The sequence below is a fragment of the Dorea sp. 210702-DFI.3.125 genome, from assembly GCF_020560945.1.
Lineage (GTDB): Bacteria > Bacillota > Clostridia > Lachnospirales > Lachnospiraceae > Dorea > Dorea formicigenerans.
Map to the genome: position 1 here is coordinate 35,257 of NZ_JAJCNF010000010.1, position 24,335 is coordinate 59,591.

Sequence of the window (24,335 nt, forward strand, 5' to 3'; positions counted from 1 at the left end):
CTCATAACGAAGACTCCTGCAGGCAGCTCCCACATGGAACTGCCTGCTTCTTTAGTAGGTGATGAATATGAAACACCCCCACTGCAAGACAGATGCCAAGCACATCCGTCATTTTCTGAACCTCTGTGAAGGGAACTGGCACTCCTGTATCTACGTCTGGTGCCGCACTTGTAACGCACAGGAAAGCTGTGAGAACTCTGGCTTTTTATTCCATCCGGATGAAACGGGAAGCCCCTGCATCCTCCCTCTTTCAGATGCAGCGCTTTTGTTTCCCCGGATACCGGAGCCAACCGAATGTACCGGAAGCATGAGCATTGCTGCTTTTACAGAGCTTTATCTGCCCTATCTGGCCGCTCAGAAGCTGCCTTTAAAGCCATGTCCCATTCCGGCACTGCTCCGGCTTCAGGAGAACCAGCAATATGACTGGTAACAAAAAGTTGCACTTTCAGGCTCTTATACGTACAGGATATGTAAAGAAAGGAGGCACTGCCTATGTTAAACGTAATTTCAATCATCCAATGTATCGATCAGGTCTTTACGAACCTGATATTTATTCCCATGATTTTTGTCCTGTATGTGAAATTCCGTCCGAAAAAGCCATGGACCAGAAGGCGCAGGAACACTTACCTGCTCTGTCTGGTACTGATCAGCTTATTCCTGCTACGGATTTTCTGTGAGAAGTTCATCTTTACACCGGTTAATTATCCACGTTTCACAGACAGCGGCTTATTCCCGCTCATCCGAGCAATTTTCTATCCCGGCATCTGAAAAATGGGGATTCGTGCCATTTAGTCCGAATCTGGGATCAGTATCCGCTTGCGTCCTATGGGAATTCATCACCTGCTTACTTACAATATAAGTATACAGTACGTACTGGTTATTCACGTACACGTTACGTATCGTGTATGTACAAGCGAGGTGAAAACAGATGAAGAAACCAAAAATCATCCGCTGCCCTTACTGCGGCGGAACAGCAATATTAAGAGATGCATCCTTTGTATATGGAACGCATTCTCATGGCGGACAGGTTTATGTCTGCTCCCACTATCCATCCTGCAATTCCTATGTCGGGGTACATCCGGGAACCAAGATACCAAAAGGAACGCTCGCCAACCGGGAGCTTCGTCAAAAGCGGATTCAGGCACATCGAATTTTCGATCAGATCTGGCAACAGGGCATCCTTTCCAAACCGGAAGCATATCGCTGGGTGGCAGATAAGTTCTGTCTGACAGATAAGCAGGCTCACATCGGACAGTTCAGCAACTATATGTGCGACCAGCTCATTCGGGAATCCGCAGATGTTTTAAAGAACAACCATATTCCCTTCCGCCTCCGGGCAGCCAGCTGAAAGGCGGTGATTGATGATGACCTTACCACTAAATAAAAAGCAAAAACAACTGGTGGAAAAATCCATGGATCTGGTTCCGATCATGATTCGTTCCATGACCCGCACCGCTGCCTATGTAACTGAGGAAGAACAACAGGAATTATGTCAGATTGGATATCTGGCTTTGTGCCGGTCGGCTGTCGGATTTGAGGAAGGAAGATCATTCCAGCCTTATGCCAAAACTATCATCCGTCATGCCATCTTTGACTACTGGCGGAAAATTGCCCGTGACCGCTCCATGCTCTGTTCTCTGGACGAAGCATCATCTGAAGATGAACATCTCCATTATCGTGATTTGTTTTCCTACGAGGATACACAAACAACTCACCCGGAAAAGGACACAAACCAGACCTTGCTTCTTGAGCATTTAACCCAGCTTGGCACCGGACAGTCCTCAACTATTCAGAAGGGAATTGTAGCCCTCTATCTGCAACAGCAGGGATATACCAGCTTTGACTTGGCAAAACACTACCAAGTACCAGCCAATCGTGTACGGGCATGGCAGAGCAAAGCACGGAAACTATTACAGCAGGATGATGCACTCTATGCACTTCTGACTTAACCTTGAAGGAGGGAACTTTTATGCTGACACTTTATACTGCTGTCGGAACCTTAAAATTTCAAAAAACGACAGGCGGAAAATCCATTCCTCTTGTAATCAACGATGGACAAGAATATGGACTATCGGATGACGAGCTGCTGCTCTGGAGCTGTCTTGCCTTCCAGATTCTGACGCTCCATGAACTCCAGGATGCCTATACCCTGCGCCAGATACAGAAAGAAGGTCCGAAAGGCTTATCCTTCCAACACTATCTGAACCGACTTTCCTTACGCGGTCTGGTTGTAAGCGGAATTGGACTGACAGGGGTGGATGCCTTATATCGCCTTCTCGGCAGTCTGACCATTATTCACTTGAAGGATACCTTTCCCATCCGGCTCTTTGGCTGCGTTCAGCTTTATCTGGAAGGAACTATTGGTGCAAAAGAGTTTGGCAGATATTTAAAGAAGAAACCCTCTTCACCGATGGAAGATACCATTCTGAAGCTGGCTGATAAGGTATCCCTCACGACCGCTGAGCTTGTCACAAGTATGGAGCAGGAAAAAGTAATCCACAACGAATCGGATATTATGGATGAGTTATACACAGAACCGGAGACAACTTACCAAACACTTGTGGATGATGTCCAGATTCACCATACCCAGTATCCAGTGCTGCAGGCTATTGCTAATTTGTACCTGAATAAACAAATCACATTTCATACATGTTAAAGGAAGGAACCTTATGCCAAAACCATTTTTCACAAAGCTGGTTGCCATCAGTGCAATCGGCTTTTTCTGTGTACTTTTTGGGTGCATCTTCGGGATCGCCACCCATGACCGGCTCTTTATCCTCATGAGCCTCCTCATCGGAATCTGCAGCATCTTGCGTGCACTCAGTTTCTACCACCTGATCCATACACATGCTTATCTGTCACTGGACGTAAGCTGCACGAAACGGGAACAGACACTCTTCGGGAAAAACCAGCAATATTGGTTTGCCAGTGATAACGGAAAGGAATACGCCTTCTCACTGGAAAAGAATATCAAACTCCTAGAGGGACATCGGTATCGGCTGTACTTCCGGAAACCACAGCAGGGAACAGGGCAATCGATGCCATGTGCCGGAGATATTCTCGGATATGAAGAACTCACCGATCAACTGCCGGAACTTCCGGATACATCCGTTTAGATAGAAAATGAGCCGCCCGTACTGCATCACCCCTACAGTTCTGGCGGCTCATTTTATTATAAATAACCTCTCTTATTTCTATCAAACAATAGTGTTTGTATCCGCTTCAATGCCATGAGCATTTGCTCCGGGAATGTCTTAGTTAAACTTGAAAGAATTAGATTTTCATTCTCATTACACAAATATTATTAGATAACCAATTCAGAAATATCAATGCTCGTTTTATAGTTTTGTTTTACTCCGCCAGGAGAAGTAATAAAAATCGTAGCATATTCCCCATTTTCATAAAGGGTAATTTCTTTTATATCTTTTTCTTCATCTTGGTTCGTAGTATCGCAATAAAATTTTATGGTATATTTAGGGTTCATACCTATGCTTTTTTCTGTCTCTTTCCATGATTTTATATTTAAAGCAGAAATAACCTTGTCTATATTATGCTTATCATCATACTTTACCAGCAATTCCTTATTTGCGGCATCATATATCTCTATAACTTTTACACCTTTTACATAATTGTCCATTCTCTGCCTTTTTCCGCCCCGCCAGATACCTGTGCCGGTATTTCAGCTCTGCATACTCTGTGATCCGTTTCATGTAGACTGCATCATAAGCTCCGCCTACAGCACCAACCACCGGAATTCCCTGTAAGAACTTCATATACAGAAGCTCTTTTGACAAAGCTCCCGCCGTTTGTTCGATCTGCTCCTTATCCTGATACTCTTCCGGCAGTATTCCGTTTCTGATAAATTCATTTACTTTCCCGTCAATCTCACAAAGTGTATCCCCATAGGATACTGCTCCCCGGATCAATAATAAGATAAAATATTTTTCTTCCCTGCTTTCATAGCTGTATCCATACTGCAGAGCAGTCTCATAAATATTCTTTAAAATCATCCCTGTAAATACCGGAATATCCGGCAGACCGATTCCCAATACGCCCATCCCGATTCCAGACACACCGGATAGCAGTAAATTCTTTGTTCCCGTATCTCTTGCCTTTTTAGAAAAAGAGCGGAGGGATTTGGAATTCTGCTTTACATCCGCCATATACTGCCGCACCTGATAATCCTGCTCCAGTTTTGTCCGCTGATACGTCTTTTCAATAACCCCGGTTCCTTTCTCGAAAATCAGAGCAAATGCCTTCGCAAAAGCGGTATCCAATGTTTTCTGAAGTTTCGGCGGTATCTTTTCCTCCAGTTTCTGATTCAGAATGCTCTCCCTTTTCTCTGAACGCTTCTGAAGGAATCTCTGCTCCTGTACTTCCAGCTTTTCCCACTCCTTCTGAAGCGGTGTCCTTTTATCAAATAATCGCATCTTAATACACCTCCGCACCAAACGGCATCAATGCCAGTTTCGCCAGTTTAAACTGCTGTAAACCAAACGGGATTCCGATAATCGTCACACATAAAGCTGTACCCAACGCCAGATGCTCCAGTGCAAGAGGCAGACCGGATACAATCAGCCAGATGATATTCAAAAGGAACGAACCAGCTCCGCCACCATACTGCACCTCTTTTCCAAAGGGGAAAAAACTAAGCGCCGCAAATTTAAAACACTGCATCCCCACCGGAATCCCCACAACGGTAATACACCAGAGACAACCTGCCAGACACCAGCTCAGCCCACTGACTGCGCCGCCAAACACAAACCACAACACATTTCCCAGGCATCCCATATGCTACACCTCCCCATTCATCCGATTTTTCACATCAGCAAGTATCTTTTCTATCCGGTTGATGGCATCATCCACCTGTTCTCTTGCATCTGCAATCTTGCTCTGCACCATATAATCTGCCACCAGCCCGTCCAGAAAGAAATCCGCAAAGGAAAGGAAGCTGCCGATTTCCATGCGCAGATCCAAGGAAACCTGCACATCTCTTAATTCTCTCTGAAAACGCTGAATATCGCTTTTCGCCTGTTCCATCAACGCAGCTGCGTCATTCATTTTAGAATGCTTCACAAAGTCACTGATAAAGCCTCCTCCAAGCATATCAAAAATGCCCCAGTTTCTCGCACTTCCCAACTTATCCCTTGCTGCGTAAAGGCTCTGAAGCGCCCGCTCCCCTGCCTGTACTGCTTCCTGCATTTCCCGTTTCATCATTTCGTTACTCATCGTTTATCCTCTCTTTCTTTTTAGCAGACTATTGCGGCAGATTTTCTATATTTCATAATAAAAAAAGACTCCTATCATGACCTCTGCCACAATAAAAGTCTTGCTATCTCATTTGCTACGGGTATCTCTCGATACCGGTTGTCGGTTACAAAACCACCTCTTTCAAGGCGTTCAGCTACTCCCTTTTTTGCTTGAGATGAATATAACATATTGGAAATAATTTGTCAAATCATGCATTTTTCTTTTCCAACCGTTCCGCTTCTCTGGCAAATACATGCGAGATATCAAACAGTTCCGGTACATCTGATATGGTACACACATTCACACAATAATTGAGCCATGGAAATTCTTTTGTCATCTGATAAATAACTGCCATGGCTTTTGCTTCTGACATTGCTTCCACCGAATGATATCCCGATCCCTGAATATGCTCAAATCCGTTTGCTTCAAAAAAGTCCCTTACATCCGCATATGCATTATGCCAGTCACCTTTCGGATAATATTCCTTTAGTGCTTGTGTATTCAGGTCAAAATTGATGCCTTTCCTCTGTAAGCTGTCCATCTGTTAGTTCCTTATAAAGTCTGTAATCAGGTTCTCCTTTTCTGTTCCGTTATACCAGAAACACTCTAACAAATTCTCTGCAATTCCTACGGAGTTTTTCAACTGAAAGATTGCTGCCCAGAATCTTCCATAGTCCTGCTTGCGTCCCCGGTCAAGATAAATCCTGCTTCCAAGGGCTTTGACTGCACAGCTTAAATCCTCCTGCTCAAAAATCTGATCTGCCTGTTCACACATCTGATTTACCGTTTCCGGAGCGAGCTTGCTTGTATCAAATTTAAGTTCTACTTTATACATTATACTCATCCTTTCATACAACAAATGACTGAGTGACTCTTCTCTTTCTACTGTAATTCTACCATGAAACCTATATAAAGTCATTCCCCATTTTCACTTGCTTTAATATAAATTTTTCCTTTTATTTTGGAAACACAATCTCCACACAGAACTCATTCCCTTCTATCCGGGCGCTGATTTTCCCATCCATACGAAGTACCAGCTCTTTCGCAATTGATAAGCCGAGACCGCTGGAAGTCTTACTGCGTGCTTCATCCGCTTTATAAAACCGTTCAAACACCTGATCTACATTTATTTTTTCCACATGACATACTTGATTTTTTATCTGTATCCGGATGTTGTTTTCAACTTCTTCCAGTGAAATACTGATTTTCTTCTCCCCGTGATCCAGTCCGTTTTTTATGATATTCTGAAAAATTCTCTGGATTCCCTGTTCATTTCCGTTCATAAACAGCAGTTTATCTGTAATCTGTATCTCCGGTTCAATTCCTCTGCCCGTCCATTCATCGTAGTAGGAAAATATGGTATCTTTCAAAATCTTGTTGATACAGCAGGATGACATTTCCAGATGAAAAGAATCGTTTTTAAGTTTTGTAAAAGTAAATAATTCTTCCAGCATTTCTTTCAGGCTGCCGATTCTCTCCTGTATGATCTTCATATACCGTCTCTGCTCTTCCTGGTCTTCACAGGTTTCCATTAACTGAAAATATCCGTCAAGGGATGTCAAAGGAGTACGGATATCATGTGAGAGATTTGTATATGTATCCGAAATCATCTCCTCTTTCTTCAAGTATTCCTTCTTTTCCCTTCGCTTCAGTTCCAGCCATTCGTTTAAAACATCTGCCAACTCACCAATGCCTCCAAAATCCATTTCTCTGGTAATCAGCATGTTGCTGTCGTGCTTCATCAGAAACGACAACTGGCGGCAGATGTCTTTCACCTGCCGCTGGTATTTCCAAAATAACATTCCTTGTACCAGTATCACTGCTATCAATAGCACGAACCCTAGTTTTATCATTTAGATATCTCTCTTTCTGAATACCCATGCTGTCAGTAATGTAACCACGATTCCGAACGCCGCCGCAATCACAACTGCCGTCAGGCATTCCTTATTGGTCGGTGACATGGATAAAAGTGCAATCTTTCCTGTCACTGTATATTTCAAAATCTGGAAATTCTCCACACCTGCCTTCTGGATCAAATGATTGATCACTCCGTATAAGACAATCATGGTATTCATGCACAGGCAGATAACAATCGTCATGCTGAACACGTTGCTGTTCAAAACCACCGCAATCGCCATACTGATTAGTACCAGTGCATAATGAAGCAAAATCTGAATACCAAAGTATCTCAGCAACTCGCTTCCATTCCCCCACTCCAGATATCCGAAGTACATCTGCTGTGCAATAATCTGAATGATGAAATAAAGCAGCATGGTAACAGTCGTATACACAAACAACACGGAAGCTTTGGAAAAGATCAGGTTTCTCCGGCTCCTTACCTGCCCGCCGATATTTTTAATATAACCGCTTCCTATATCTGCACTGGAAAACAGCACTGTAAAAATCACCAGAAACAACGCCACAAACTTCGCCTGCAGGTTTGCATATACCTGATCAAAGACCGTTACTTTTTCTCCCGGCTGTGTCGGCAGGAATACGGACATTCCCATATTGATGGTTTCTGGTTTCACTGTTTCTGCAATGTTTTCTGTCTGCTGTTGTTCCGCTTCCTTGTTCATCGTATCAATATCCAGTTTCGACATGGATGTGGAGAAGAATATAGCTGCCGCCATCACAATCCATACCACATACATACTTTTTGTCCGGACCATCCGGTACAGATCCATTTTTATCATATTAAGCATTTTGATTCCCTCCTGTCAGATTCAAGAAATAGGTTTCCAGTTCTTCACTGGTAATGGAAATTCCATTGACCAAAATTCCTGCTTTTGCCAGTTCCATATTGACATTGGCGCTTTCATTCAATCGTTCAAATATATGGATATGGCTCTTATCTGTAACCTGATAGTTGGTAAATCCCATTCTGTCCAGAATCGGGACTGCCTGCTCCGGATGGATTAACTCTATTTCAATCCGTTCACTGCAGCGTTTCATCAGTTCTTCGCTTGTCAGCTCCTGCAGAAGACTTCCATTATGGATAATTCCATAATCCGTTGCAATCTTAGATAATTCCTCTAAAATATGACTGGATATCAAAATCGTCATATTCCGTTCATCTCGCAGTCTCTGTATGGTATCACGCACCTCTGCAATTCCCTGGGGATCAAGCCCATTGATCGGTTCATCAAGGACCAGGAGATCCGGCTCCCCGACCAGTGCCAGCCCGATTCCGAGACGCTGCTTCATTCCAAGGGAAAAATGTTTCGTTTTTTTCTTTCCGACACCTTCCAGTCCGACCGTCTCTAAGATATCTTCGATGTATCCCTTTTTCCGAATACCAAACAATTCACATTTTATTTTCAGGTTTGTATATGCATTCATGTTGCCATACAGCCCCGGTGCTTCAATCAGACACCCCACACGAGAACGAATCCTCTCCAGTTCTTTTCCTTTACACCCGAACATCTCAATCTCTCCGGCTGTCGGTCTTGCAAGTCCACTGATCATCTTCAGGCAAGTCGTCTTTCCCGCACCGTTCCGTCCGATAAATCCATAGATAGCACCCTTTTTTATGTGAAGGTTTACTTTATCCACTGCCTTATGATGACCATACTGCTTCGTCAATCCATTTGTACTTAATAACAATTCACTCAATGCTTTCATCTCCTTTTCTTATCTGCTGTTATCATATCGGATAAATCCTAATCAAACGCAAATAAATAGTAAAAAAAGAGTAAAGATTAAGAATGCAGACGGTAGCCGATTCCCCATACGGTATCAATATATTCCTCCTGCGTTACTGCTTTTATCTTTTTCCGGATATTGCTGATATGTACATCCAGTGTCTTTGTCTCTCCCATATAGTGTTCATCCCACGCATATTCAAAAATCTCTTCTTTGCTGAAGACCTGTTTCGGATGCTCCAGTAAAAGCTCCAGAATTGCAAATTCCTGCTTTGTAATTTTGGGAAGCAGCACTCCGGCAATCCGGACTTCAAAGCGCTCACGGTCCAGTTCCAGGTTTTTATATGACACGCTTTTATGTTCCGGCTCCTGCTGCATATGGCGGAGCTGAACCTGAATCCGGGCAAGCACCTCCTGTATCTCAAACGGTTTTGTAATGTAATCATCTGCCCCACTGGTAAGAAGCCCGATTTTTTCATCCAATCCGTCTTTGGCTGTCAGGACAATAACCGGCGTATTGCCCTGTTTCCGAATCTGGGCAAGCACCTCTTCTCCTGAAATTCCCGGAAGCATCAGATCCAATAGAATCAAAGAAAAGCCCGCCTTATCCATCTGGAACAGCATCCTCGCTTCCGTCCCGGAAAAAGCCTGTACCGTCTCATACCCTGCTTTCTGTAATGCCGTATATAAAAGATTATTGATATCCGTATCGTCTTCTACAATCAGAATTCTGTTTTTCTGCTCCATTTTTCTCATCCTTCCATTTTCCGATTTAAACAATATTATATTGCACTTTTATAACTATGTCCAAAATTCTTTTGATATTATCCTTCCACCTCGTCTACATATGCTATATATAGTTCTAATTCTTTTGACATATGCTATATCTTGTGTTAATATAATCTTGTATTTAAGTTTTTGTGCTGTCCCGTCATGGGAGTCTGGACCATTCATCCAGAAGCATATGCAGTTTAAGTTTGGAAAATCGTGTCATTATACTGCCGTTTTATACGGTGCTATAATGGCACTTTTTTTATTTTAATCTATTTTAACGCCCAAAGAGGCAGAAAGGAGAATTTTTATGTCAGCAATTTTAACAATTTTAGGGAGGGCCACAAGAGATCCTGAGATGCAGCAAGGAAAAAATTCCGGTACGGAATATGTTTCTCTGGACATTGCAGTTTCACAGCGAGGCCAGGATGGAAAGGAAGAAACCATTTACTATCAGTGCTATTTTAACAAGTTCCTTGCAGAACGCTTAGCAAAAGCAGGCGTAAAGAAAGGAACCGGGCTGATGATCTATGGTGATCTGGAGCTTCATCCGTTCATTTATCAGAAAGGAAAGAATGCGGGGCAGGCAAATGCCGGTCCGAGGATCAATGTCAAGGACTGGCACTTTGTACCATCCAACCGTTCTGACAGCAATACCGGACATCCGGGTGCAAACCAGAACAGCCAGCCGAATGGTGGTGCGGCAACGCCCGGTGCAGCCGGCAATGGCAGCTACCCAATGCAGGGAAATCCCAATGGCAGCTACCAGAATCAGGCAATGCCTGGCGGCTATCCACAGCAGGGAATGGCTCCTGCTAACGGTGCCTACACGCCTCCTGCAAATGGCGGACAGTATCAGGCTCCGCCAAACGGAACCGGTCAGCCACAGAGCAGCTACCCGCCGCAGGGCAGTTATACCGGAATGCCAAATTACGGAGGTATGCCGGGCAGTCAGCCAACTGACGGCTTTCAAAATGTGCCGGAACAGATGGCATCCCAGTTGCCCTATTAACTCTCAAGGAACCCTATGTTGAGGAATTGCATTTATCATCTTTGTGATGATGCAGTTCCTCTTTTTCATGTCCGGAAGCGGCGATTTCCCATCCAGCTTCCGGGCTTGTCTAAGAATCATGAATCAGAAAGGAATCAGCTCATGAAAAAATCAAATCGAAAAAAATTCTTACAGTTTGTCGTGCTTGTACTGTTTCTTGCAGCACTTTTCGTACCACAGGATGCCAACCGGCTTCTGATTGCAGGCATTGCCCTGATCGGTATCGGAGTCACGCTGTTCAGTTATCTTCTCCCGCTTTTCACGGAACGCCTGAAAAACAGGGAGCATAAGCTACGAAAACGCCCAGAAAGAACTCGTCATCTGGAAGGAACACCTGATCTGGAAACCATTCTCTGGAGACAGATCAAATTCCAGATTACCGGAAAGCTCAAGGAAGCCTTCCCGGATGCCACATGGGATTTTGTGAAAGAACCACCGCTCTCCCAGATACTGGATGGGGAACCATTACGGATTCGCACACGGAATACCGGAAGTTATAATTTTGCGGAAATTCTCATGGATGCCCGTGGCAGTCTGACGCTTCAGATGATGACCATTGAATCCTTACATAAAAAGGAACCGTCAGAAGGAAATCCGGATTCCAGACCAGCCGTTAATCCCAAATCATGGTATTCCCTGATTGGGAAACCGCTACTGATGGAATTGGTCGGTGACTTACAGGCAAGGGGCTATGAAAAGCTGTTTATCAACGAGCAGGGAGATGTCTATATTCTGAACGGCACTGAACCGGAAGTCCGGGGAAAGCTGGAACATTTCCCGCCCAAAGATTACTGGGGCGAATTGACGGAGATTTTTACTGAAGATGAATTGACCACAGAAGAGACCGAGCAGGCACTGGAACTGTCCTGGATCTCATAAGAAGGAGGAACGAATCATGGCAAATAACATCGTAGCAACCTGGGGGTTCAAACGCAAACTCCCGGAACCATTTGAGGATTATACGGACCATGCAATCTTTGATGACATTGCATCCAAATACTGTACTCAGCCACGGAAAAAATCCACGCTTCATGCAGCTACCCTGCGGGCAGTCCTTGCTTATCTGGAGCTGGAAAACCCGGTTGGCAGTACCCCGCCGGAAAAGCTTGGGGCGGTCGGTACCCAATCCAACAATTTTGTTGTGGCGGAATATCCGAGCAAAACCGGTGATCTTCAGGTGGTTGTCTACAACCAGCTAAACGGAAAGTTTTACGGAGGCTGCTATACTCCTCCGCCGGATGTGGAAAGCACACCGGAAAAATACGAATTTAAAGACTCCAAACAGTCCGGTGCGGCTCTGCTGTTCGCACTGATGCCGGTTTTTCTGGCAGATGAAGAGTGTAATGAAAAGTATCAGGAATTAAAAGCGCACCGGGACAACGGTTATCCCGATCTGGACGCCGCTGCGGAAACAGCAGCCGTTCTCTGCGACAACATTTACCGGAGAACCCGCTATGCATCAGGTCTCCCGACCGGTGGTGTTAAGATTGACCTTCCGGCAAACGGCGTATTGTCGCTGATCAAACCGTTAAATATCCAGAAGGGGGTCTATGCACCAACCGAAGTGCTCCATGGAGACTTTCAGGTGTTACGTCCAGGAAGTGGATTTAAGAAAGCACAGGCAGCCATTTCCAGAGATGATTTTGTTGGGAAATTTATCCTGACTGCATCCCGAAGGCTGTCTCCGGAAGAGGAGGTATCTGTTCCGACATTGGCAGAGTGGTACATCATCCCTCCGGAAATCAAACGGATCTGCGAACACGCAAAACTGACAACGGATACCACACAGCCGATGCGGAATTTTCTTTTACGGGGACCGGCAGGTACCGGAAAGACCGAAGGAGCCAAAGCCATTGCTTCCGCACTTCACCTTCCTTACCGCTGCATTACCTGTTCCGCAAATACAGAGGTATTCGACCTTTTAGGTCAGATTCTTCCGGATGTGGACGGAAAACGCACCCGGCTTCAGCGGCAGTACCCGTCTTTTCAGGAAATCCAGTTAGATCCCTCCGGTGCCTATCAGAAGCTGACCGGAAACTATGATGAAGAAATTTCTGCCGAGGACACCTACCAGAAGCTGATCGATACGATTTTTGATGAAATGCACAGCTATTATAAGGAACACACCTCCGGACAGAACTTCCAGTATGTGGATACGCCTCTAGTCGAAGCCATCCGCTATGGGTATATTCTTGAGATACAGGAGCCTACGGTCATTGCTAATCCCGGTGTACTGGTTGGACTTAACTCCCTTTTAGACCGCTGTAACAGCGTATATCTTCCAAACGGAGAAACCATCCACCGTCATCCGGATACGACCATCGTAATCACCACAAACAATGACTATGCAGGCTGTAAACAGATGAACCAGTCTGTCATTTCCCGAATGAACCTTGTGATTGATCTGGATGAACCGGATGAGGATACACAGGTAGAACGTGCCATGGCTGTTACCGGATGCAAGGATGCAAAAACGGTACGTCTGATGACACGCATTGTCAAATCCATGGCTGTCTACTGCCGGGAAAATCTCATTACAGATGGCTGCTGTGGCATGAGGGAGCTGATTTCCTGGGTGCAGTCCTACATGGTCTGCGGGGATATCCGGGAAGCGGCCCGTTACACGGTGCTTGCCTCTGCCTCTGCCGATGCTGAGAACCGTACGGAAGTGGAAGAAAGCTGTCTGGATACTGTGCTTGCTGCGTAGGACACGCCTATGAGAAAAGCAGCACTCACAGAAGCCCAGATCCGAAAGCATCTGGCAGATAATCTGTCTTATCTCCGGCAAGCCAAAACACCGAAGTTATCACAAAAGGCAGTTGCCAGAATCTTAAATCTTCCCCCGAAAACCATTATGAATTATGAAAATGCAAACTCCTCCCCGATGGCTTATGCCGTCCTTCGCCTTGCTGTGTATTACGGCTGCACGATGGAGGAACTGCTGACAAAAAATCTAAGAAAAGAAAGGAAGAATATCACGTGAATCACAGCCAAAGAAATTTAAAGAAACTAATCCGGGCAAAAGAGGATTCCATTGCGGATGAGGAGTTATTCCTCTCCGCTGCCTATCAGAAGTACCAGACCTCCCTTGCCAGAGCCGTTACCGGACGTTACCGGTATGGACTGCAGGTACTGCTGGACTGGGACATTTCCGAACAGGCAGGCGTTGCATATACCGACAATTATAAGGTACATCTCAACGCAGCGAACCCGATCACCCAGTCTTTCCCCACCCGTTTCTTACGTTCCCAGAGCCTGACAGGGCTCACCGGGCATGAAGTGGGGCACTTACTCTATTCTGATTTCACAGCCCACGCTGTTCATCTGAGGAGTCTGGAAAACGGTTCCTTCTATCCGAAGGAGCCGGAGCTATCCCTTCCAGCTTATCAGACAGCACTGGAGGAGATCAAAGAAGTGTTAGAAGAAAAGGACAAAGCCGGATGCCTGACACTGGCACGATGCGCCGCAACTTTTCAAAACATTCTGGAAGACATCCATATTGAAGACCGTATGTGTGAGGAATTCCACGGCACCTTCCGACAGGGGATTGAACTCAATAACCTGCGTATGTCCGAACAGATTCCTTCCATACAGGAACAAATTGACAAAGAATACCAGCCATTTTCCATCATTGCCAACCTGATCCTTTCCTATTGCCGGACCGGAAACATCAACAATCCCACCGGCTATCAGGGGGATTATCTGGATACCATTTCCGATTGTACCGATCTTCTGGATACGGCAATGGAATCGGAAAAAGGCACTGACCGGATGCTGGTTTCCAATGCGCTCTTAGCCCTGACCTGGAACTATATCCAGCCGCTCATCGAAAAAACACGGGAGGAATTGGAAATGCATGGCGAGGATTCCGCTGCCGATGCTCTGGAAGATCTTCTGGGGGATGAAGTCAGCAGCGGCGCTCCTCTTCCGACCGGAAAAAGCGGTGCCATTCCAAAGAATATCAAACCAGCTTCCCCAAAAGGAAGCGGGAATGATGAGGGCAATGCTCCTTCCGGTCCACGTACCAAAGAGGATGCTATAGAGGAAGCCAAACAGGTGCTTTCGGAAGAAGGCGGGCGCATCGCTCTTACAAAGACCAATACCATTCTGGATGAAAACAACCCCGGCGTCACTTATGTCAGTCAGTATCAGGGCAGCGGCTATGAGCATGCTGCAGAGGATCTGTTCCGGATCTTGAACGATGTGGCTGCAGAAAAGGTGCAGGAAGACTGTCAGACGGAACTGACCGAGGAACTGCAGAAAACAGCCAATGATATTCATTACGGCAATGCCCATGCAGGCATCCATGTTACCATCCATCGCCTGACCAGTGTTTCCGATTACCTGAAGAATGAATACCAGACAGTTGCTCCCCCGCTCCTGCGGGCTTCCAAAAAGCTGCAAAGCACCATCCTGCCGCTTTTGAAAGAAGAACAGCAAGGCGGAAAGCAGAAGAATCTCCTGTTTGGAAAACGTCTGGACTCCCATGCTCTCTATAAGACAGACGGAACCATCTTTACCAGAACCAGACTTCCAGGAGAGGAAAAACGTCTGGCTGTTGCCCTCCTGATTGACGAGAGTGGTTCGATGGGTTGGGGTGACCGGATGACACATGCAAGAAAGACTGCCATTGTCCTTTATGATTTCTGTAAAAGCCTCGGTATCCCTATCACCATTTACGGGCATTCCACGGATGCAGGCGGCGTTGCTCTTTACTCCTATGCAGAATTTGATTCTGTGGACAATGAGGACTGTTACCGGCTGATGGATATGTGCGACCGCAACGGGAACCGGGACGGCGCAGCTCTCCGCTTCGTAGCAGAGCATTTGTGCACACGCCCGGAGCTTCAGAAGCTGCTGATCCTGATTTCTGACGGTCAACCAGCCGATTACGGCTACAGCGGAACGGAAGCAGAGGCAGATCTGCGGGGCATCAAGAAAGAATACGAAAAACGGGATGTCATCCTGTTTGCGGCTGCCATTGGTGACGATAAGGAAAATATCCGCAGGATTTACAAGGACGGATTCCTGGATATCACGAAACTGGAAGAGCTTCCAAAGAATATGGCACAGCTTGTCAAACAGCATCTCAAATAAAGGAAGGTGAATACTCATGAATGAAACTTATCAAAACCGGATTACCGACCAGATCTGCAAGATCCAGAATGACCGGGCACTCATTGCCTTTTATGACCGGCTCCGCTACGCACCACTCGGCAACTATGCACAGCTACATGCCAAAGGGGAATATCAGGAAAACGGGCATAAAGTACATTCTTTAATCTGCATCACCATTCAGGATTATTCCAACGGTACCGGAGACCGGAATATCATCACCCGTTTCAACCTGGCACCGGAACAGATCCAGTTCCTCTTAACCCGGATCACTTCCGGTTTTCAGGAATTTGAATGGAGCCAGAGCAAGATCTACGGCAATCCCGATCAGAACGGTTATTCCACAGCCCAGATGTTTTATATCTCCAGACATCCCTATGATTCCAAAGGGCAGCCTATGAAAAGCCCATGGAAAATCCAGATTGTAAATGGGAAAGGCATCAGAGCACAGAATAAGAACGGTGGTTCCTACATGCAGCCACGCAGCTTCCAGTCCGAAAAGACGACAGCCATCCAGCTTACCGACATGGATCTGTTCACGCTTCTGAAGCGGACGGATTCCTATATTTCCAACTGGGAAACGGTGATTGCTGCATCACTGATCAATAACGGAAAACGGATGCTGGCAGACCAGCAGAACAGTCAAATGCAACAGACAGCACAGGCTCCGCCTTACGCTGCCTAAATTTTCAGAAGAGAAGCGGTACTTTACTGCTTCTCCTCTTTTTAAGAAAGGAGACTTTAGTTATGAATATTGCACTCATCCGGACCATGGACTCTCAGGGGCGTATCGTCATCCCTGCAGAAATCCGGAAACAAATGAAGCTCTCAGACGGAGATGCACTGGAACTGGAAAATGTGGGAATGGAGCTGCTTTTACGCAAATGCCCTACCCACTTAAACGGAAAAGAGGAAATGGCTTCCTATCTTTCCGTCCTCTACAGTGTCATCCACTGTGGTATCGCAATTTGCAGTGAGGCTCACATACTCGTATCTGCGGGCATCTATCTTCCGGAAGGCACTCCCGTTACAGAAGAACTCGCCGAATTGGTTGCGGACGGCCAGGAACTGATCTCTGCTGAGAACTGCCCTGTCTACCCGGTATCCAACACCCGTCAACCGGTTTGTGCTTTTTTCCCGATTTTAAGGGAAGACAGAGAGCCGCTGGCACTTCTTCTCTGTTCCAGAACCGGACAGCATTTATCCGAGATGGAATTGGGATGCGCTAAACTGGTCGCTGCCGTAATTGCAAACAAAATTAAGTAAGGAAAGGAGCGTGAAATCAATGAAGAATACAAATATAACCTTACACACCACCCAAAAGAAAGAATATGTCCTCACCGGAATCCTGTCCCTGCCCCTCCATCTGGGAGAACGGGCGTGGATCTATAGTTATAACCAGACCTTTGCTACCAGTCCGGTGCAGAGTATTCTGGAAGTATCCGAAAACGGTGTGGTATTTGAGACCTGCAACAGTATTTACCGTCTCAGCTACACCCGTGTTCCGATGGAGCTGGAGGCGATGTGTGCTTGACAAGAATGGAAGAACTGGAGAGCTGCCTTTCGGGGCTCCTCTCCACCTTAAAGAAGAACCGGGAACATGTGCCTCTGGAAGTGCTGAAGACACAGTATAAGCAGCCGTATGAAGAACTGGTCAGAAACATCAACCTGACCGCTTCTGCCTATGCAAAATCTGTGCTGCTCCACCGGCTGGTCCTGAATCCGGATGCAGATGTGGAGGAACAATGTACCGTCATCAACCAGATGATACAAACTTCCGGGATGCTGAAGAAAATCAGCTCCTGCATGTCCAAAACCTATGATGTAGGACAGATATATCCTCTGATACTGGAACTACGCCATATGGTCGAACAGGCACTCTGGCCCTATGTGAATCAGGCAACTTGTCTGGTCGCAGATCTGGATGATATAGAAAAAGAACCGACAATTTACAATTTTTTGACACATGAAGTTTATGAAAATGATACCTGGATTCACCGAGAAATCGACCTGCGCTGGAAACTACTGGTACATCTTACTCCCGAACAAAGAGAATCCGTACCACCAGCCAATCATAGTATGAATGGAGGAATTTACCATGAAAGAACAACCATCTAATCCTTGCGAGAAAGTCTCATTTATTTTGACCTATGACCAGCTTGAAGCTGCTTATAACATCTACCGGGAACAATTTATTTCCTGCGACTTCATCCGCCGCTCCATGGAACGTCTGGAGGAAAGAATCGGACTCTGCAACCTTCCATATGAAACGCTGCGTGATGATCCAAGCCTTCTTCATGAAGCATACCTGCAGTTTCTCCGACTGGAAGACTGCAATGTGGCTTATAACGACACGCTGGAGCAGGTAATTGATGCAATCGAACAATGGCTTGCCTCTGGCACCTTATCCCCTGTAAACCTTACGGTTTCCAACCAGAATATGGGTGAAACTTTTGGAACGGAGGTGGATGTGTAATGGCAAATATCTGCTGTGATGATGTGATCTTTTATACAGAAGGAAATCCGGAAGGACTATATGACTTGTGGGAGGACCTGGAAACCTACATCATTCTGAACCAGAATCCTGATTTATGCTGGATTGGCAATTTATTTTCCCACAAGAAAATAGATTCCACCGGAATATCTCTTCGTGGAAATGTCAGCTACATGGAATGGAATGATACGTATATTCTACTTTCTTTAGAGACAGCATGGACTCCACTTTATGAAGCATATCAGGCGATAGCCGCTGCATATCATGTTCCCTTTGTGATGCAAAGCATAGAACCTGGAGAACGAATTTATTATAACACGGATGAAGCACACCTATTTTTCCCTGACCGATATTGTGTCCGCTTATATGAAGAAAGCCTATTGACTCCATGTGGCTTAATAATCGGAGAAAAGCTGGAAGACGGTGAACCATTTGAAACGGAAACAGACGTATTAGAACGATTCAGAGATTGCGGATATCCAGCAGCTACACTAAAAGAGTTGGAGCTCATGTTCGATGCGGATGAACTTATTATTTTTGAATTTACAAATCCATATTTGGATCTGGAGCAGAAAAATGCTTGTGCATGAAACTTCTCCCCTCCACACCAAAGACGATTATCATCAGATTTAAAGGAGGAACACCATGACTGATTTGGAACTGGATGTCTGGGATGCATGGCTCAGGGAACGTCAGGAACATCTGGAAGAAACCCTGTCCAATATCTCACCATCGGAAGAACCCTGCAGATATTACCTGCTAACCGGATATATTCAGGGAATGCTAGAAGCTCTTACCATGCTTACGACTGTTGAGGATGGGAAACGCTTCAAGATCAAACTGGAGCAATTTCGCCAGAATCTGCTCCTCTCTGGAGATTACGATGCTACCGGTAACTATAAACAGGCAGTGAAGAAAACTGCTGTTTAAATACTTCGAGCCGCCCAATCGGACGGCTCTTTTTATGCCCGAAAACGGTAGCCTACACCACGTATCGTTTCTATGTAGTGCGGTTCTTCCGGATTTTCTTCTATTTTCTTTCTCAGATTCTTGACTAACCCATAGACACGGTTATCCACTTCTGACTCCACATCCTCATAAATATGCTGGTAAATCTGTTCTTTTGTAAATACCCGATTGGGGGATAAGGCCAGATAAAAAAGCAGGTCATATTCATGTCTGGTAAGTTCCACAACCTTACCATCTTTGATTACGCTCCGCTGAAGCTGGTCTATTTCCAAACCTTGGAATGTCAACTTTTCAGAATTTGTAATCTCCATAACTTCTAACGTACTTTCGCAGGCTAGAACTGATTTAATTTTATTCAGGATTCCCTCTTCGGAATCAGAAATGGTAAGAATCATCACTTTCCCATAACATCACCTGCTTTTCTTAGCATTTAGCTTTCACTCCTCATTAACAATGTTTATCGATTGGTTACATAGATATATGCATCTTCCAAAGTTACGTCACAAGCTATACATCCACTTTCTGACGGCATATTCTCCCCTAACAGTCTTAATCTAATTCCTTCCTCCGTATACTGCTTACTGGAAATATGATATTTTCTTTCTAATTCTCTTGCAAGGCTTTCGTCCTCTGTACAGCATTCCCATACATGCCCTCTTGCCTTATTCAATAATTCCCTCATTGTTCCTGTATAAAGGAATCTACCTTTTTTCATAACCGCAAGCTGATTACAGGTTGCCATCAGATCCTCCACCACATGCGTTGAAAATAATACGGTGCGTTCTTCTGCAAAATCTACCAGTAAATTACGGATACGGATGCGTTCCTCCGGATCGAGCCCTGTTGTTGGTTCATCCACAATTAAAAAATCCGGCTCATGGAGTAATGCCTGCACTAATCCAACTCTTCGCTTCATTCCACCTGAAAGCTGCCGCATTTTCTTTTTCTGATGGTCTGCAAGACTGGTCTTCTCCAGATAGTAATCAATCCTTTTCTTGCTTTCTCTTTTCTCAATTCCAGCCAGATCTCCCATATACTCCAGACATTCTCGAACAGTCAAAGACGGATACAGATCAATTTCCTGTGGCAGATACCCAATCTTTTTCTGTATCTTTTCGTAATTTGCTTCGCAATATAGCGTACCATCTAACAGAACTTTTCCACTTGTGGGTGCAAGCACCGTTGTAAGCACCCGCATCAACGTTGTTTTTCCTGCACCATTTTCACCTAACAGACCAAATATCCCATGTGGGATTTCCAGATCCACATGATCTACCGCTGTCACTCCATTTTTAAATGTTACTGTTAAATCGTCTATTCTTATACTCATAATCTTACCCTCTCTTCTTTAATATCTTAGGAACAAATGCAAGCATCATCCCCGCAAATACCACGCACAGCACCTTCCCGCCAAGCCATCTCCACTCTGTCAGCTTACCGAAATCACAAGTTCCGTAGGAAAATGGTCCCCAGTTTTTCAAAAACTGAGTTGCCTTTCCGGAAATAGAGAAAAACCAGAAAAGCAGCACGACACCCATACCAATCCATCTGTTTCGAACCAGATTGCTGACAGTTACGGAAAGCACACTCCAAAACAAAACAGTTCCGGGAATCGCAATAAAATAAATTCCAAACAAGGCACCGCCATCTAATTCTTCTGTCAGATTCACCGGTTTCTGCCAATAAAAGAGTCCATATGCCAACAAACTGATTCCAATCAGATAAGCTACCTGCACAAATAGTCTTTTATAAACTACCCCTGCCTGCTTTTTTAGATTATAAAGGCAGAATACTTCCGAGCGTTTGCTCTGCACTTCCACCAGATAAGTATCTGCACAGAAAACGACTGCCAGAAGCGAAACAGCTCTTTCTACTGCCTGCCCGATTTCATTCGCATATACAACAGGCTGGATTGCACTCAATATCACAACAAAAGCGATTGAATATGCAATTTTATAATATGGCATACATATTTTTACTTCTTTCTTCAATATACTCTCCTCCTTTTCCACATCCACACCGCTATAAACATGAGCAGTATGGATGCTGCCACAAGAAGCAGTTGATTGAGATATACCTGATGTGGCAATTCCGTTTCAAAAAAATTCCCCGGAAATCGAACCATAATAGAGAATGGTCTTGCATGACACTGTCCTTTGCTATCCCATGTCAGCATATTAGAATAAATGATATAAAGAACCAGCGCCGGAACCGCTGGAAGCGGATTCTTAAACAGCAGCGCTGTAACCGCATACACACAGCAGATCATCAGGATGTTCGGCAGGACATACAGGATCGAATTCTGAACAAAATCCAGTATGTTCATAGCAAATCCTGATTTTACTGCCGTGGCGTAACACAAAATGATAAATACGATATTCATAATGACCAGTGCCGCCGTCATAATGAGAAATCCACTGCTTATTTTCCCGGCAATATATTGAAAAGCCGTCATCGGTTTGGTGTGCAGCAATTCATAAGTATTTTTCCTCATATCCTGGAAAAATAAAAACGCCAGCAGAACCGTTGCAAAGAATGCCATATGCAGGCTTGCAAAATCTGTAAATTTTCTTCCGAAATAATAGGAGAATGGATGTTTCTCAAGATTTTCTCTGATATACCGGTTGACTTCCTCCGGGCTTCCCTGATACCATGAAACGTCCTCATACACATAATTGGCACCATTAAAGTGGTATTCCGTTTTCAGATACTGACACGCCTCCGTAATCTTCATCTGTTTCATCTCAGATATCACTGCCTCCGCCTCTACTTCCGACATGCCAAACCCATTCTCTGTGTCCTGAAGTATCTTTACAATCTCTTTCTCCCACAGTTCTCTCTCCTTATCCGGTGTTGCCGGAATACATCCCTCCATAACATCCCCATCGGAGGCCATTTTTACCTTCCTGAAGGTTTCATCCGACTTCACGTAATGAATGGACAGATAGGGTGCAAGTGTCTGGTACATACTGATTAAAACAACAATCAAACCGATCCAGAATATCGGATTTTTAAGATAATTTTTCAGATTCCTTTTTATGATTGCTTTCATAAGTCATCCCGCCTTTCTTTTTTCTACAAACAGCATAGCCTACAAATCACAACAAAAAAACAACAGCCATTTATTTCTGCTGTTGTTCTTCTAATACATAATTTTTAAACACTGCCTCAACTTCCGCACCGCCATCTGCTACATTTTTTATCAGCAGTTTCCCACCATGCCGTTCGCAGTAGATACGGCTGATATACATACCCATTCCAAAATGCTTTAAGTCATCCTGTGGATTCTCATGATAAAACGCCTGTGTCACCCTGTCGATATTTTCCTGAAATCCAATTCCGTCATCCCTGATACTCATTTTCAGATATTGGGGTGTCACTGTCAGCTTCAGCCTAACTTCCTGATTGGCATAGCGGAATGCGTTAGCCAACAGATTATCCGCTACTTCCATGATGATTTCCTCATCCGCAGTCAGTATTTCAGATTCTCTCACTGTCGTCACTGTAAAATTCTTTTCTGATTTTTCCACCACGACTTCTGCCAGAGCTTCTATCTGGTTTATCAACTGCCGGATATCTACCACGGAACAGTTTAATTCCCGTTCTTCCAATTTCGTCATCTTCCTCATACTATCAATAAAATGGTTCATCCGTTCAATCTGAAGCATACCGCCCCTTAACATCTCCATCATTTTCTCTTGATCAAGCATATCTTCCGGAACAAATTCCAAAAGCATTTCCTGATATCCCCGCATGATTGCAAGCGGCGAGCGGATATCATGGGCAATCGCTGCACGCAGTACCCGCTCATCTTCGATCATCTGCCAAAGTCTACGGTTATTTTCTTCCAACTGCCCACGCATCCTTTCAAATTCCCTGCACAGCATCCCCATCTCGTCCTCGTTCTCATAAGCCATATGAAAATCCAGATCTTCCTCCGCAATCATCTGTGATGCCATCTTCAGTTCCTGAATCGGTCTCTTTAATTTATTTTTGTAAAACAGGCTGACCGCAATTCCACATCCGGCAAAAGAAAAAAGCAATACTCCGTACGTCTGAAGGAAATCACAGGTTTCTGAAATATGCCAGTCCATTCTGCTCATTTTACTCTGATTCGGTCTCGGTACCACTACCTCAAAATTTTCATTGCGGTCATTCATTGCCTGATAATACTCGTCCTGATCCACGTACTTCCACCAGACCTCCTTCTGTATCTGCCCGGCAATCTCAATAATTGACACAGAAAGAAAAAAAGTGACAATCAAGCTGAGTATCGTATATAAAACCATTGTCTTTTTCAAGGATAAATTTCTTATCTTTTCCATCGATACCCCATCCCCCATACTGTCTCAATGTATTCTGTCTGCGTATATTCCGCCAGTTTCTTTCTCACTCTCCGGATCAGTTCCGTAACAACACGGCTGTCACCTTCCGCATCATAACCACACACCTTTTCGTATATCCGCTCCCTGTCAAAAACCTGTCCTGGATTCATGGACAAAAACTCAATGATTGCATATTCCAGCTTCGTAAGCTCCAAATCATTTTCACCGATCTGAACCCTCTTTGCTCCATAATCAATACTGAGGTCTCCGTGGAATCTGTATTCAGACTTCCCTTTATGACGCTCCTCACGCTTCAAATGTGCAATAATACGAGCATCCAGTTCTTTCAGACTAAACGGCTTCAGTATATAGTCATCCCCACCGGATAAAAGCCCGTTTACCCTGTCCTGCTCCTCCACTTTTGCCGTCAGGAAGATAATGGGACAAGTTACTTTGCCCCGGATACGTCTGCATACTTCTAATCCGTCTATTTTAGGCATATTGATGTCCAGCAAGATAATATCCGGTTTCTTATGGATTTTTTCCAAAGCATCTGTGCCATCTTCTGCCATCATTACATCATATCGTTTGATTTCAAAATAGTTCTTTAACATCTTTAATAATTCGATGTCATCATCCACGATCAAAATTCTATATGCCACTTTTATCACCTCGTTTTATCAGTATACAACGAAAAAAACAATAAATAAACAACA

The 24,335-nt window shown here is 44.7% G+C and carries 34 protein-coding genes; 18 read left to right on the top strand and 16 right to left on the bottom strand.

The features are described 5' to 3' along the window. Positions 1 to 67: 67 nt before the first annotated feature. The 6 genes from LI164_RS06540 to LI164_RS06565 all read left to right on the top strand — a co-directional run bounded on the left by LI164_RS06540 (position 68) and on the right by LI164_RS06565 (position 3,116). Positions 68 to 430 (top strand): hypothetical protein, encoded by a 363-nt coding sequence (locus LI164_RS06540; RefSeq protein ID WP_040015509.1) that lies wholly within the window; start codon positions 68 to 70, stop codon positions 428 to 430. A 62-nt stretch (positions 431 to 492) separates the two neighbouring features. Further along, positions 493 to 768 (top strand): hypothetical protein, encoded by a 276-nt coding sequence (locus LI164_RS06545; protein WP_008373818.1) that lies wholly within the window; start codon positions 493 to 495, stop codon positions 766 to 768. 160 nt (positions 769 to 928) lie between these two features. Beyond that, positions 929 to 1,348 carry a DUF3268 family zinc-finger domain-containing protein gene (locus tag LI164_RS06550; protein WP_005333505.1) on the top strand — a complete coding sequence of 140 codons (420 nt, stop codon included), beginning with the start codon at positions 929 to 931 and terminating at the stop codon, positions 1,346 to 1,348. A 13-nt stretch (positions 1,349 to 1,361) separates the two neighbouring features. Continuing rightward, positions 1,362 to 1,949, top strand: a complete 588-nt coding sequence (locus tag LI164_RS06555; protein WP_005333504.1) for a sigma-70 family RNA polymerase sigma factor — start codon at positions 1,362 to 1,364, stop codon at positions 1,947 to 1,949. Positions 1,950 to 1,969: 20 nt separating this feature from the next. Beyond that, complete coding sequence (locus tag LI164_RS06560) at positions 1,970 to 2,656, top strand: cell division protein (RefSeq protein ID WP_227086907.1); 687 nt, start codon at positions 1,970 to 1,972, stop codon at positions 2,654 to 2,656. Positions 2,657 to 2,669: 13 nt separating this feature from the next. Next, positions 2,670 to 3,116 carry a hypothetical protein gene (locus tag LI164_RS06565; RefSeq protein ID WP_005333500.1) on the top strand — a complete coding sequence of 149 codons (447 nt, stop codon included), beginning with the start codon at positions 2,670 to 2,672 and terminating at the stop codon, positions 3,114 to 3,116. 188 nt (positions 3,117 to 3,304) lie between these two features. On the opposite strand, the gene LI164_RS06570 is transcribed toward LI164_RS06565, so the two are convergent. The 10 genes from LI164_RS06570 to LI164_RS06615 all read right to left on the bottom strand — a co-directional run bounded on the left by LI164_RS06570 (position 3,305) and on the right by LI164_RS06615 (position 9,650). After that, on the bottom strand, positions 3,305 to 3,637 hold the full coding sequence (locus tag LI164_RS06570; RefSeq protein WP_005333498.1) for a DUF5301 domain-containing protein: 333 nt from the start codon (positions 3,635 to 3,637) through the stop codon (positions 3,305 to 3,307). Beyond that, positions 3,594 to 4,430 carry an EcsC family protein gene (locus LI164_RS06575; protein WP_005333496.1) on the bottom strand — a complete coding sequence of 279 codons (837 nt, stop codon included), beginning with the start codon at positions 4,428 to 4,430 and terminating at the stop codon, positions 3,594 to 3,596. Before LI164_RS06575 ends, LI164_RS06570 begins: the two co-directional genes overlap by 44 nt. A 1-nt stretch (position 4,431) precedes the next feature. Beyond that, positions 4,432 to 4,791 carry a YccF domain-containing protein gene (locus LI164_RS06580; RefSeq protein ID WP_005333494.1) on the bottom strand — a complete coding sequence of 120 codons (360 nt, stop codon included), beginning with the start codon at positions 4,789 to 4,791 and terminating at the stop codon, positions 4,432 to 4,434. Between the two features lie 3 nt (positions 4,792 to 4,794). Further along, the gene (locus LI164_RS06585) at positions 4,795 to 5,229 is read right to left on the bottom strand and encodes a hypothetical protein (RefSeq protein WP_005333491.1); all 435 of its coding nucleotides are present in this window, start codon (positions 5,227 to 5,229) and stop codon (positions 4,795 to 4,797) included. A 229-nt stretch (positions 5,230 to 5,458) separates the two neighbouring features. Further along, a complete protein-coding gene (locus LI164_RS06590) occupies positions 5,459 to 5,791 on the bottom strand; it encodes a hypothetical protein (RefSeq protein ID WP_005333489.1) in 333 nt (110 codons plus the stop codon). 3 nt (positions 5,792 to 5,794) lie between these two features. Next, on the bottom strand, positions 5,795 to 6,085 hold the full coding sequence (locus LI164_RS06595) for a hypothetical protein (protein ID WP_022415108.1): 291 nt from the start codon (positions 6,083 to 6,085) through the stop codon (positions 5,795 to 5,797). A 121-nt stretch (positions 6,086 to 6,206) separates the two neighbouring features. After that, positions 6,207 to 7,103, bottom strand: a complete 897-nt coding sequence (locus tag LI164_RS06600; RefSeq protein WP_005333486.1) for a sensor histidine kinase KdpD — start codon at positions 7,101 to 7,103, stop codon at positions 6,207 to 6,209. Beyond that, complete coding sequence (locus tag LI164_RS06605) at positions 7,104 to 7,955, bottom strand: ABC transporter permease (RefSeq protein ID WP_005333484.1); 852 nt, start codon at positions 7,953 to 7,955, stop codon at positions 7,104 to 7,106. It lies immediately after the preceding gene. Further along, positions 7,948 to 8,874, bottom strand: coding sequence for an ABC transporter ATP-binding protein (locus tag LI164_RS06610; RefSeq protein WP_008373911.1), 927 nt, complete (start codon positions 8,872 to 8,874; stop codon positions 7,948 to 7,950). Before LI164_RS06610 ends, LI164_RS06605 begins: the two co-directional genes overlap by 8 nt. Before the next feature lie 77 nt (positions 8,875 to 8,951). Beyond that, positions 8,952 to 9,650: a response regulator transcription factor gene (locus LI164_RS06615; protein ID WP_005333481.1), complete on the bottom strand. Its 699-nt coding sequence runs from the start codon at positions 9,648 to 9,650 to the stop codon at positions 8,952 to 8,954. Between the two features lie 325 nt (positions 9,651 to 9,975). On the opposite strand from LI164_RS06615, the gene LI164_RS06620 reads away from it, so the two are divergent. The 12 genes from LI164_RS06620 (at position 9,976) to LI164_RS06675 (ending at position 19,255) form a co-directional block, all read left to right on the top strand. Then, positions 9,976 to 10,677 carry a single-stranded DNA-binding protein gene (locus LI164_RS06620; protein WP_005333477.1) on the top strand — a complete coding sequence of 234 codons (702 nt, stop codon included), beginning with the start codon at positions 9,976 to 9,978 and terminating at the stop codon, positions 10,675 to 10,677. Between the two features lie 141 nt (positions 10,678 to 10,818). Then, on the top strand, positions 10,819 to 11,595 hold the full coding sequence (locus tag LI164_RS06625; protein ID WP_022415111.1) for a hypothetical protein: 777 nt from the start codon (positions 10,819 to 10,821) through the stop codon (positions 11,593 to 11,595). Between the two features lie 16 nt (positions 11,596 to 11,611). Beyond that, positions 11,612 to 13,423 (top strand): AAA family ATPase, encoded by a 1,812-nt coding sequence (locus LI164_RS06630; RefSeq protein ID WP_005333473.1) that lies wholly within the window; start codon positions 11,612 to 11,614, stop codon positions 13,421 to 13,423. Positions 13,424 to 13,432: 9 nt separating this feature from the next. Continuing rightward, a complete protein-coding gene (locus LI164_RS06635) occupies positions 13,433 to 13,699 on the top strand; it encodes a helix-turn-helix domain-containing protein (RefSeq protein WP_005333471.1) in 267 nt (88 codons plus the stop codon). After that, a complete protein-coding gene (locus LI164_RS06640) occupies positions 13,696 to 15,813 on the top strand; it encodes a nitric oxide reductase activation protein NorD (protein WP_005333469.1) in 2,118 nt (705 codons plus the stop codon). The genes LI164_RS06635 and LI164_RS06640 overlap by 4 nt, the downstream gene beginning before the upstream one ends. A 16-nt stretch (positions 15,814 to 15,829) precedes the next feature. Further along, the gene (locus LI164_RS06645) at positions 15,830 to 16,516 is read left to right on the top strand and encodes a hypothetical protein (RefSeq protein ID WP_227086908.1); all 687 of its coding nucleotides are present in this window, start codon (positions 15,830 to 15,832) and stop codon (positions 16,514 to 16,516) included. Between the two features lie 62 nt (positions 16,517 to 16,578). Beyond that, positions 16,579 to 17,097 (top strand): AbrB/MazE/SpoVT family DNA-binding domain-containing protein, encoded by a 519-nt coding sequence (locus LI164_RS06650; protein WP_005333466.1) that lies wholly within the window; start codon positions 16,579 to 16,581, stop codon positions 17,095 to 17,097. Between the two features lie 19 nt (positions 17,098 to 17,116). Further along, on the top strand, positions 17,117 to 17,365 hold the full coding sequence (locus tag LI164_RS06655) for a hypothetical protein (RefSeq protein ID WP_005333464.1): 249 nt from the start codon (positions 17,117 to 17,119) through the stop codon (positions 17,363 to 17,365). A 5-nt stretch (positions 17,366 to 17,370) separates the two neighbouring features. Beyond that, the gene (locus LI164_RS06660; protein WP_005333462.1) at positions 17,371 to 17,949 is read left to right on the top strand and encodes a hypothetical protein; all 579 of its coding nucleotides are present in this window, start codon (positions 17,371 to 17,373) and stop codon (positions 17,947 to 17,949) included. Continuing rightward, positions 17,930 to 18,307 (top strand): hypothetical protein, encoded by a 378-nt coding sequence (locus tag LI164_RS06665; RefSeq protein WP_005333460.1) that lies wholly within the window; start codon positions 17,930 to 17,932, stop codon positions 18,305 to 18,307. Before LI164_RS06660 ends, LI164_RS06665 begins: the two co-directional genes overlap by 20 nt. Next, on the top strand, positions 18,307 to 18,915 hold the full coding sequence (locus LI164_RS06670) for a hypothetical protein (RefSeq protein ID WP_005333458.1): 609 nt from the start codon (positions 18,307 to 18,309) through the stop codon (positions 18,913 to 18,915). The genes LI164_RS06665 and LI164_RS06670 overlap by 1 nt, the downstream gene beginning before the upstream one ends. A gap of 55 nt (positions 18,916 to 18,970) precedes the next feature. After that, positions 18,971 to 19,255: a hypothetical protein gene (locus LI164_RS06675; RefSeq protein ID WP_005333456.1), complete on the top strand. Its 285-nt coding sequence runs from the start codon at positions 18,971 to 18,973 to the stop codon at positions 19,253 to 19,255. Positions 19,256 to 19,287: 32 nt separating this feature from the next. Here LI164_RS06675 and LI164_RS06680 read toward each other — a convergent pair whose 3' ends face one another. The 6 genes from LI164_RS06680 to LI164_RS06705 all read right to left on the bottom strand — a co-directional run bounded on the left by LI164_RS06680 (position 19,288) and on the right by LI164_RS06705 (position 24,281). Next, positions 19,288 to 19,689 carry a response regulator transcription factor gene (locus LI164_RS06680; protein ID WP_005333454.1) on the bottom strand — a complete coding sequence of 134 codons (402 nt, stop codon included), beginning with the start codon at positions 19,687 to 19,689 and terminating at the stop codon, positions 19,288 to 19,290. Between the two features lie 62 nt (positions 19,690 to 19,751). Next, the gene (locus LI164_RS06685; RefSeq protein ID WP_005333452.1) at positions 19,752 to 20,624 is read right to left on the bottom strand and encodes an ABC transporter ATP-binding protein; all 873 of its coding nucleotides are present in this window, start codon (positions 20,622 to 20,624) and stop codon (positions 19,752 to 19,754) included. 4 nt (positions 20,625 to 20,628) lie between these two features. Further along, the gene (locus LI164_RS06690) at positions 20,629 to 21,285 is read right to left on the bottom strand and encodes a hypothetical protein (protein WP_227086909.1); all 657 of its coding nucleotides are present in this window, start codon (positions 21,283 to 21,285) and stop codon (positions 20,629 to 20,631) included. After that, a complete protein-coding gene (locus LI164_RS06695; protein ID WP_005333443.1) occupies positions 21,282 to 22,346 on the bottom strand; it encodes an ABC transporter permease in 1,065 nt (354 codons plus the stop codon). The genes LI164_RS06690 and LI164_RS06695 overlap by 4 nt, the downstream gene beginning before the upstream one ends. Before the next feature lie 70 nt (positions 22,347 to 22,416). Then, a complete protein-coding gene (locus LI164_RS06700; protein WP_227086910.1) occupies positions 22,417 to 23,619 on the bottom strand; it encodes a HAMP domain-containing sensor histidine kinase in 1,203 nt (400 codons plus the stop codon). Beyond that, positions 23,607 to 24,281 carry a response regulator transcription factor gene (locus LI164_RS06705; protein WP_023921570.1) on the bottom strand — a complete coding sequence of 225 codons (675 nt, stop codon included), beginning with the start codon at positions 24,279 to 24,281 and terminating at the stop codon, positions 23,607 to 23,609. Before LI164_RS06705 ends, LI164_RS06700 begins: the two co-directional genes overlap by 13 nt. Positions 24,282 to 24,335 lie beyond the last annotated feature (54 nt).

Coding starts and splice junctions, on each gene's coding strand:
- LI164_RS06675 (WP_005333456.1), top strand. CDS start 18,971: ATGACTGATTTGGAACTGGATGTCTGGGATGCATGGCTCAGGGAACGT.
- LI164_RS06665 (WP_005333460.1), top strand. CDS start 17,930: ATGAAAGAACAACCATCTAATCCTTGCGAGAAAGTCTCATTTATTTTG.
- LI164_RS06645 (WP_227086908.1), top strand. CDS start 15,830: ATGAATGAAACTTATCAAAACCGGATTACCGACCAGATCTGCAAGATC.
- LI164_RS06615 (WP_005333481.1), bottom strand. CDS start 9,650: ATGAGAAAAATGGAGCAGAAAAACAGAATTCTGATTGTAGAAGACGAT.
- LI164_RS06545 (WP_008373818.1), top strand. CDS start 493: ATGTTAAACGTAATTTCAATCATCCAATGTATCGATCAGGTCTTTACG.
- LI164_RS06565 (WP_005333500.1), top strand. CDS start 2,670: ATGCCAAAACCATTTTTCACAAAGCTGGTTGCCATCAGTGCAATCGGC.
- LI164_RS06560 (WP_227086907.1), top strand. CDS start 1,970: ATGCTGACACTTTATACTGCTGTCGGAACCTTAAAATTTCAAAAAACG.
- LI164_RS06685 (WP_005333452.1), bottom strand. CDS start 20,624: ATGAGTATAAGAATAGACGATTTAACAGTAACATTTAAAAATGGAGTG.
- LI164_RS06585 (WP_005333491.1), bottom strand. CDS start 5,229: ATGAGTAACGAAATGATGAAACGGGAAATGCAGGAAGCAGTACAGGCA.
- LI164_RS06610 (WP_008373911.1), bottom strand. CDS start 8,874: ATGAAAGCATTGAGTGAATTGTTATTAAGTACAAATGGATTGACGAAG.
- LI164_RS06680 (WP_005333454.1), bottom strand. CDS start 19,689: ATGATTCTTACCATTTCTGATTCCGAAGAGGGAATCCTGAATAAAATT.
- LI164_RS06575 (WP_005333496.1), bottom strand. CDS start 4,430: ATGCGATTATTTGATAAAAGGACACCGCTTCAGAAGGAGTGGGAAAAG.
- LI164_RS06570 (WP_005333498.1), bottom strand. CDS start 3,637: ATGGACAATTATGTAAAAGGTGTAAAAGTTATAGAGATATATGATGCC.
- LI164_RS06660 (WP_005333462.1), top strand. CDS start 17,371: ATGGAAGAACTGGAGAGCTGCCTTTCGGGGCTCCTCTCCACCTTAAAG.
- LI164_RS06540 (WP_040015509.1), top strand. CDS start 68: ATGAAACACCCCCACTGCAAGACAGATGCCAAGCACATCCGTCATTTT.
- LI164_RS06550 (WP_005333505.1), top strand. CDS start 929: ATGAAGAAACCAAAAATCATCCGCTGCCCTTACTGCGGCGGAACAGCA.
- LI164_RS06600 (WP_005333486.1), bottom strand. CDS start 7,103: ATGATAAAACTAGGGTTCGTGCTATTGATAGCAGTGATACTGGTACAA.
- LI164_RS06655 (WP_005333464.1), top strand. CDS start 17,117: ATGAAGAATACAAATATAACCTTACACACCACCCAAAAGAAAGAATAT.
- LI164_RS06605 (WP_005333484.1), bottom strand. CDS start 7,955: ATGCTTAATATGATAAAAATGGATCTGTACCGGATGGTCCGGACAAAA.
- LI164_RS06555 (WP_005333504.1), top strand. CDS start 1,362: ATGATGACCTTACCACTAAATAAAAAGCAAAAACAACTGGTGGAAAAA.
- LI164_RS06635 (WP_005333471.1), top strand. CDS start 13,433: ATGAGAAAAGCAGCACTCACAGAAGCCCAGATCCGAAAGCATCTGGCA.
- LI164_RS06650 (WP_005333466.1), top strand. CDS start 16,579: ATGAATATTGCACTCATCCGGACCATGGACTCTCAGGGGCGTATCGTC.
- LI164_RS06580 (WP_005333494.1), bottom strand. CDS start 4,791: ATGGGATGCCTGGGAAATGTGTTGTGGTTTGTGTTTGGCGGCGCAGTC.
- LI164_RS06695 (WP_005333443.1), bottom strand. CDS start 22,346: ATGAAAGCAATCATAAAAAGGAATCTGAAAAATTATCTTAAAAATCCG.
- LI164_RS06670 (WP_005333458.1), top strand. CDS start 18,307: ATGGCAAATATCTGCTGTGATGATGTGATCTTTTATACAGAAGGAAAT.
- LI164_RS06595 (WP_022415108.1), bottom strand. CDS start 6,085: ATGTATAAAGTAGAACTTAAATTTGATACAAGCAAGCTCGCTCCGGAA.
- LI164_RS06620 (WP_005333477.1), top strand. CDS start 9,976: ATGTCAGCAATTTTAACAATTTTAGGGAGGGCCACAAGAGATCCTGAG.
- LI164_RS06630 (WP_005333473.1), top strand. CDS start 11,612: ATGGCAAATAACATCGTAGCAACCTGGGGGTTCAAACGCAAACTCCCG.
- LI164_RS06700 (WP_227086910.1), bottom strand. CDS start 23,619: ATGGAAAAGATAAGAAATTTATCCTTGAAAAAGACAATGGTTTTATAT.
- LI164_RS06625 (WP_022415111.1), top strand. CDS start 10,819: ATGAAAAAATCAAATCGAAAAAAATTCTTACAGTTTGTCGTGCTTGTA.
- LI164_RS06590 (WP_005333489.1), bottom strand. CDS start 5,791: ATGGACAGCTTACAGAGGAAAGGCATCAATTTTGACCTGAATACACAA.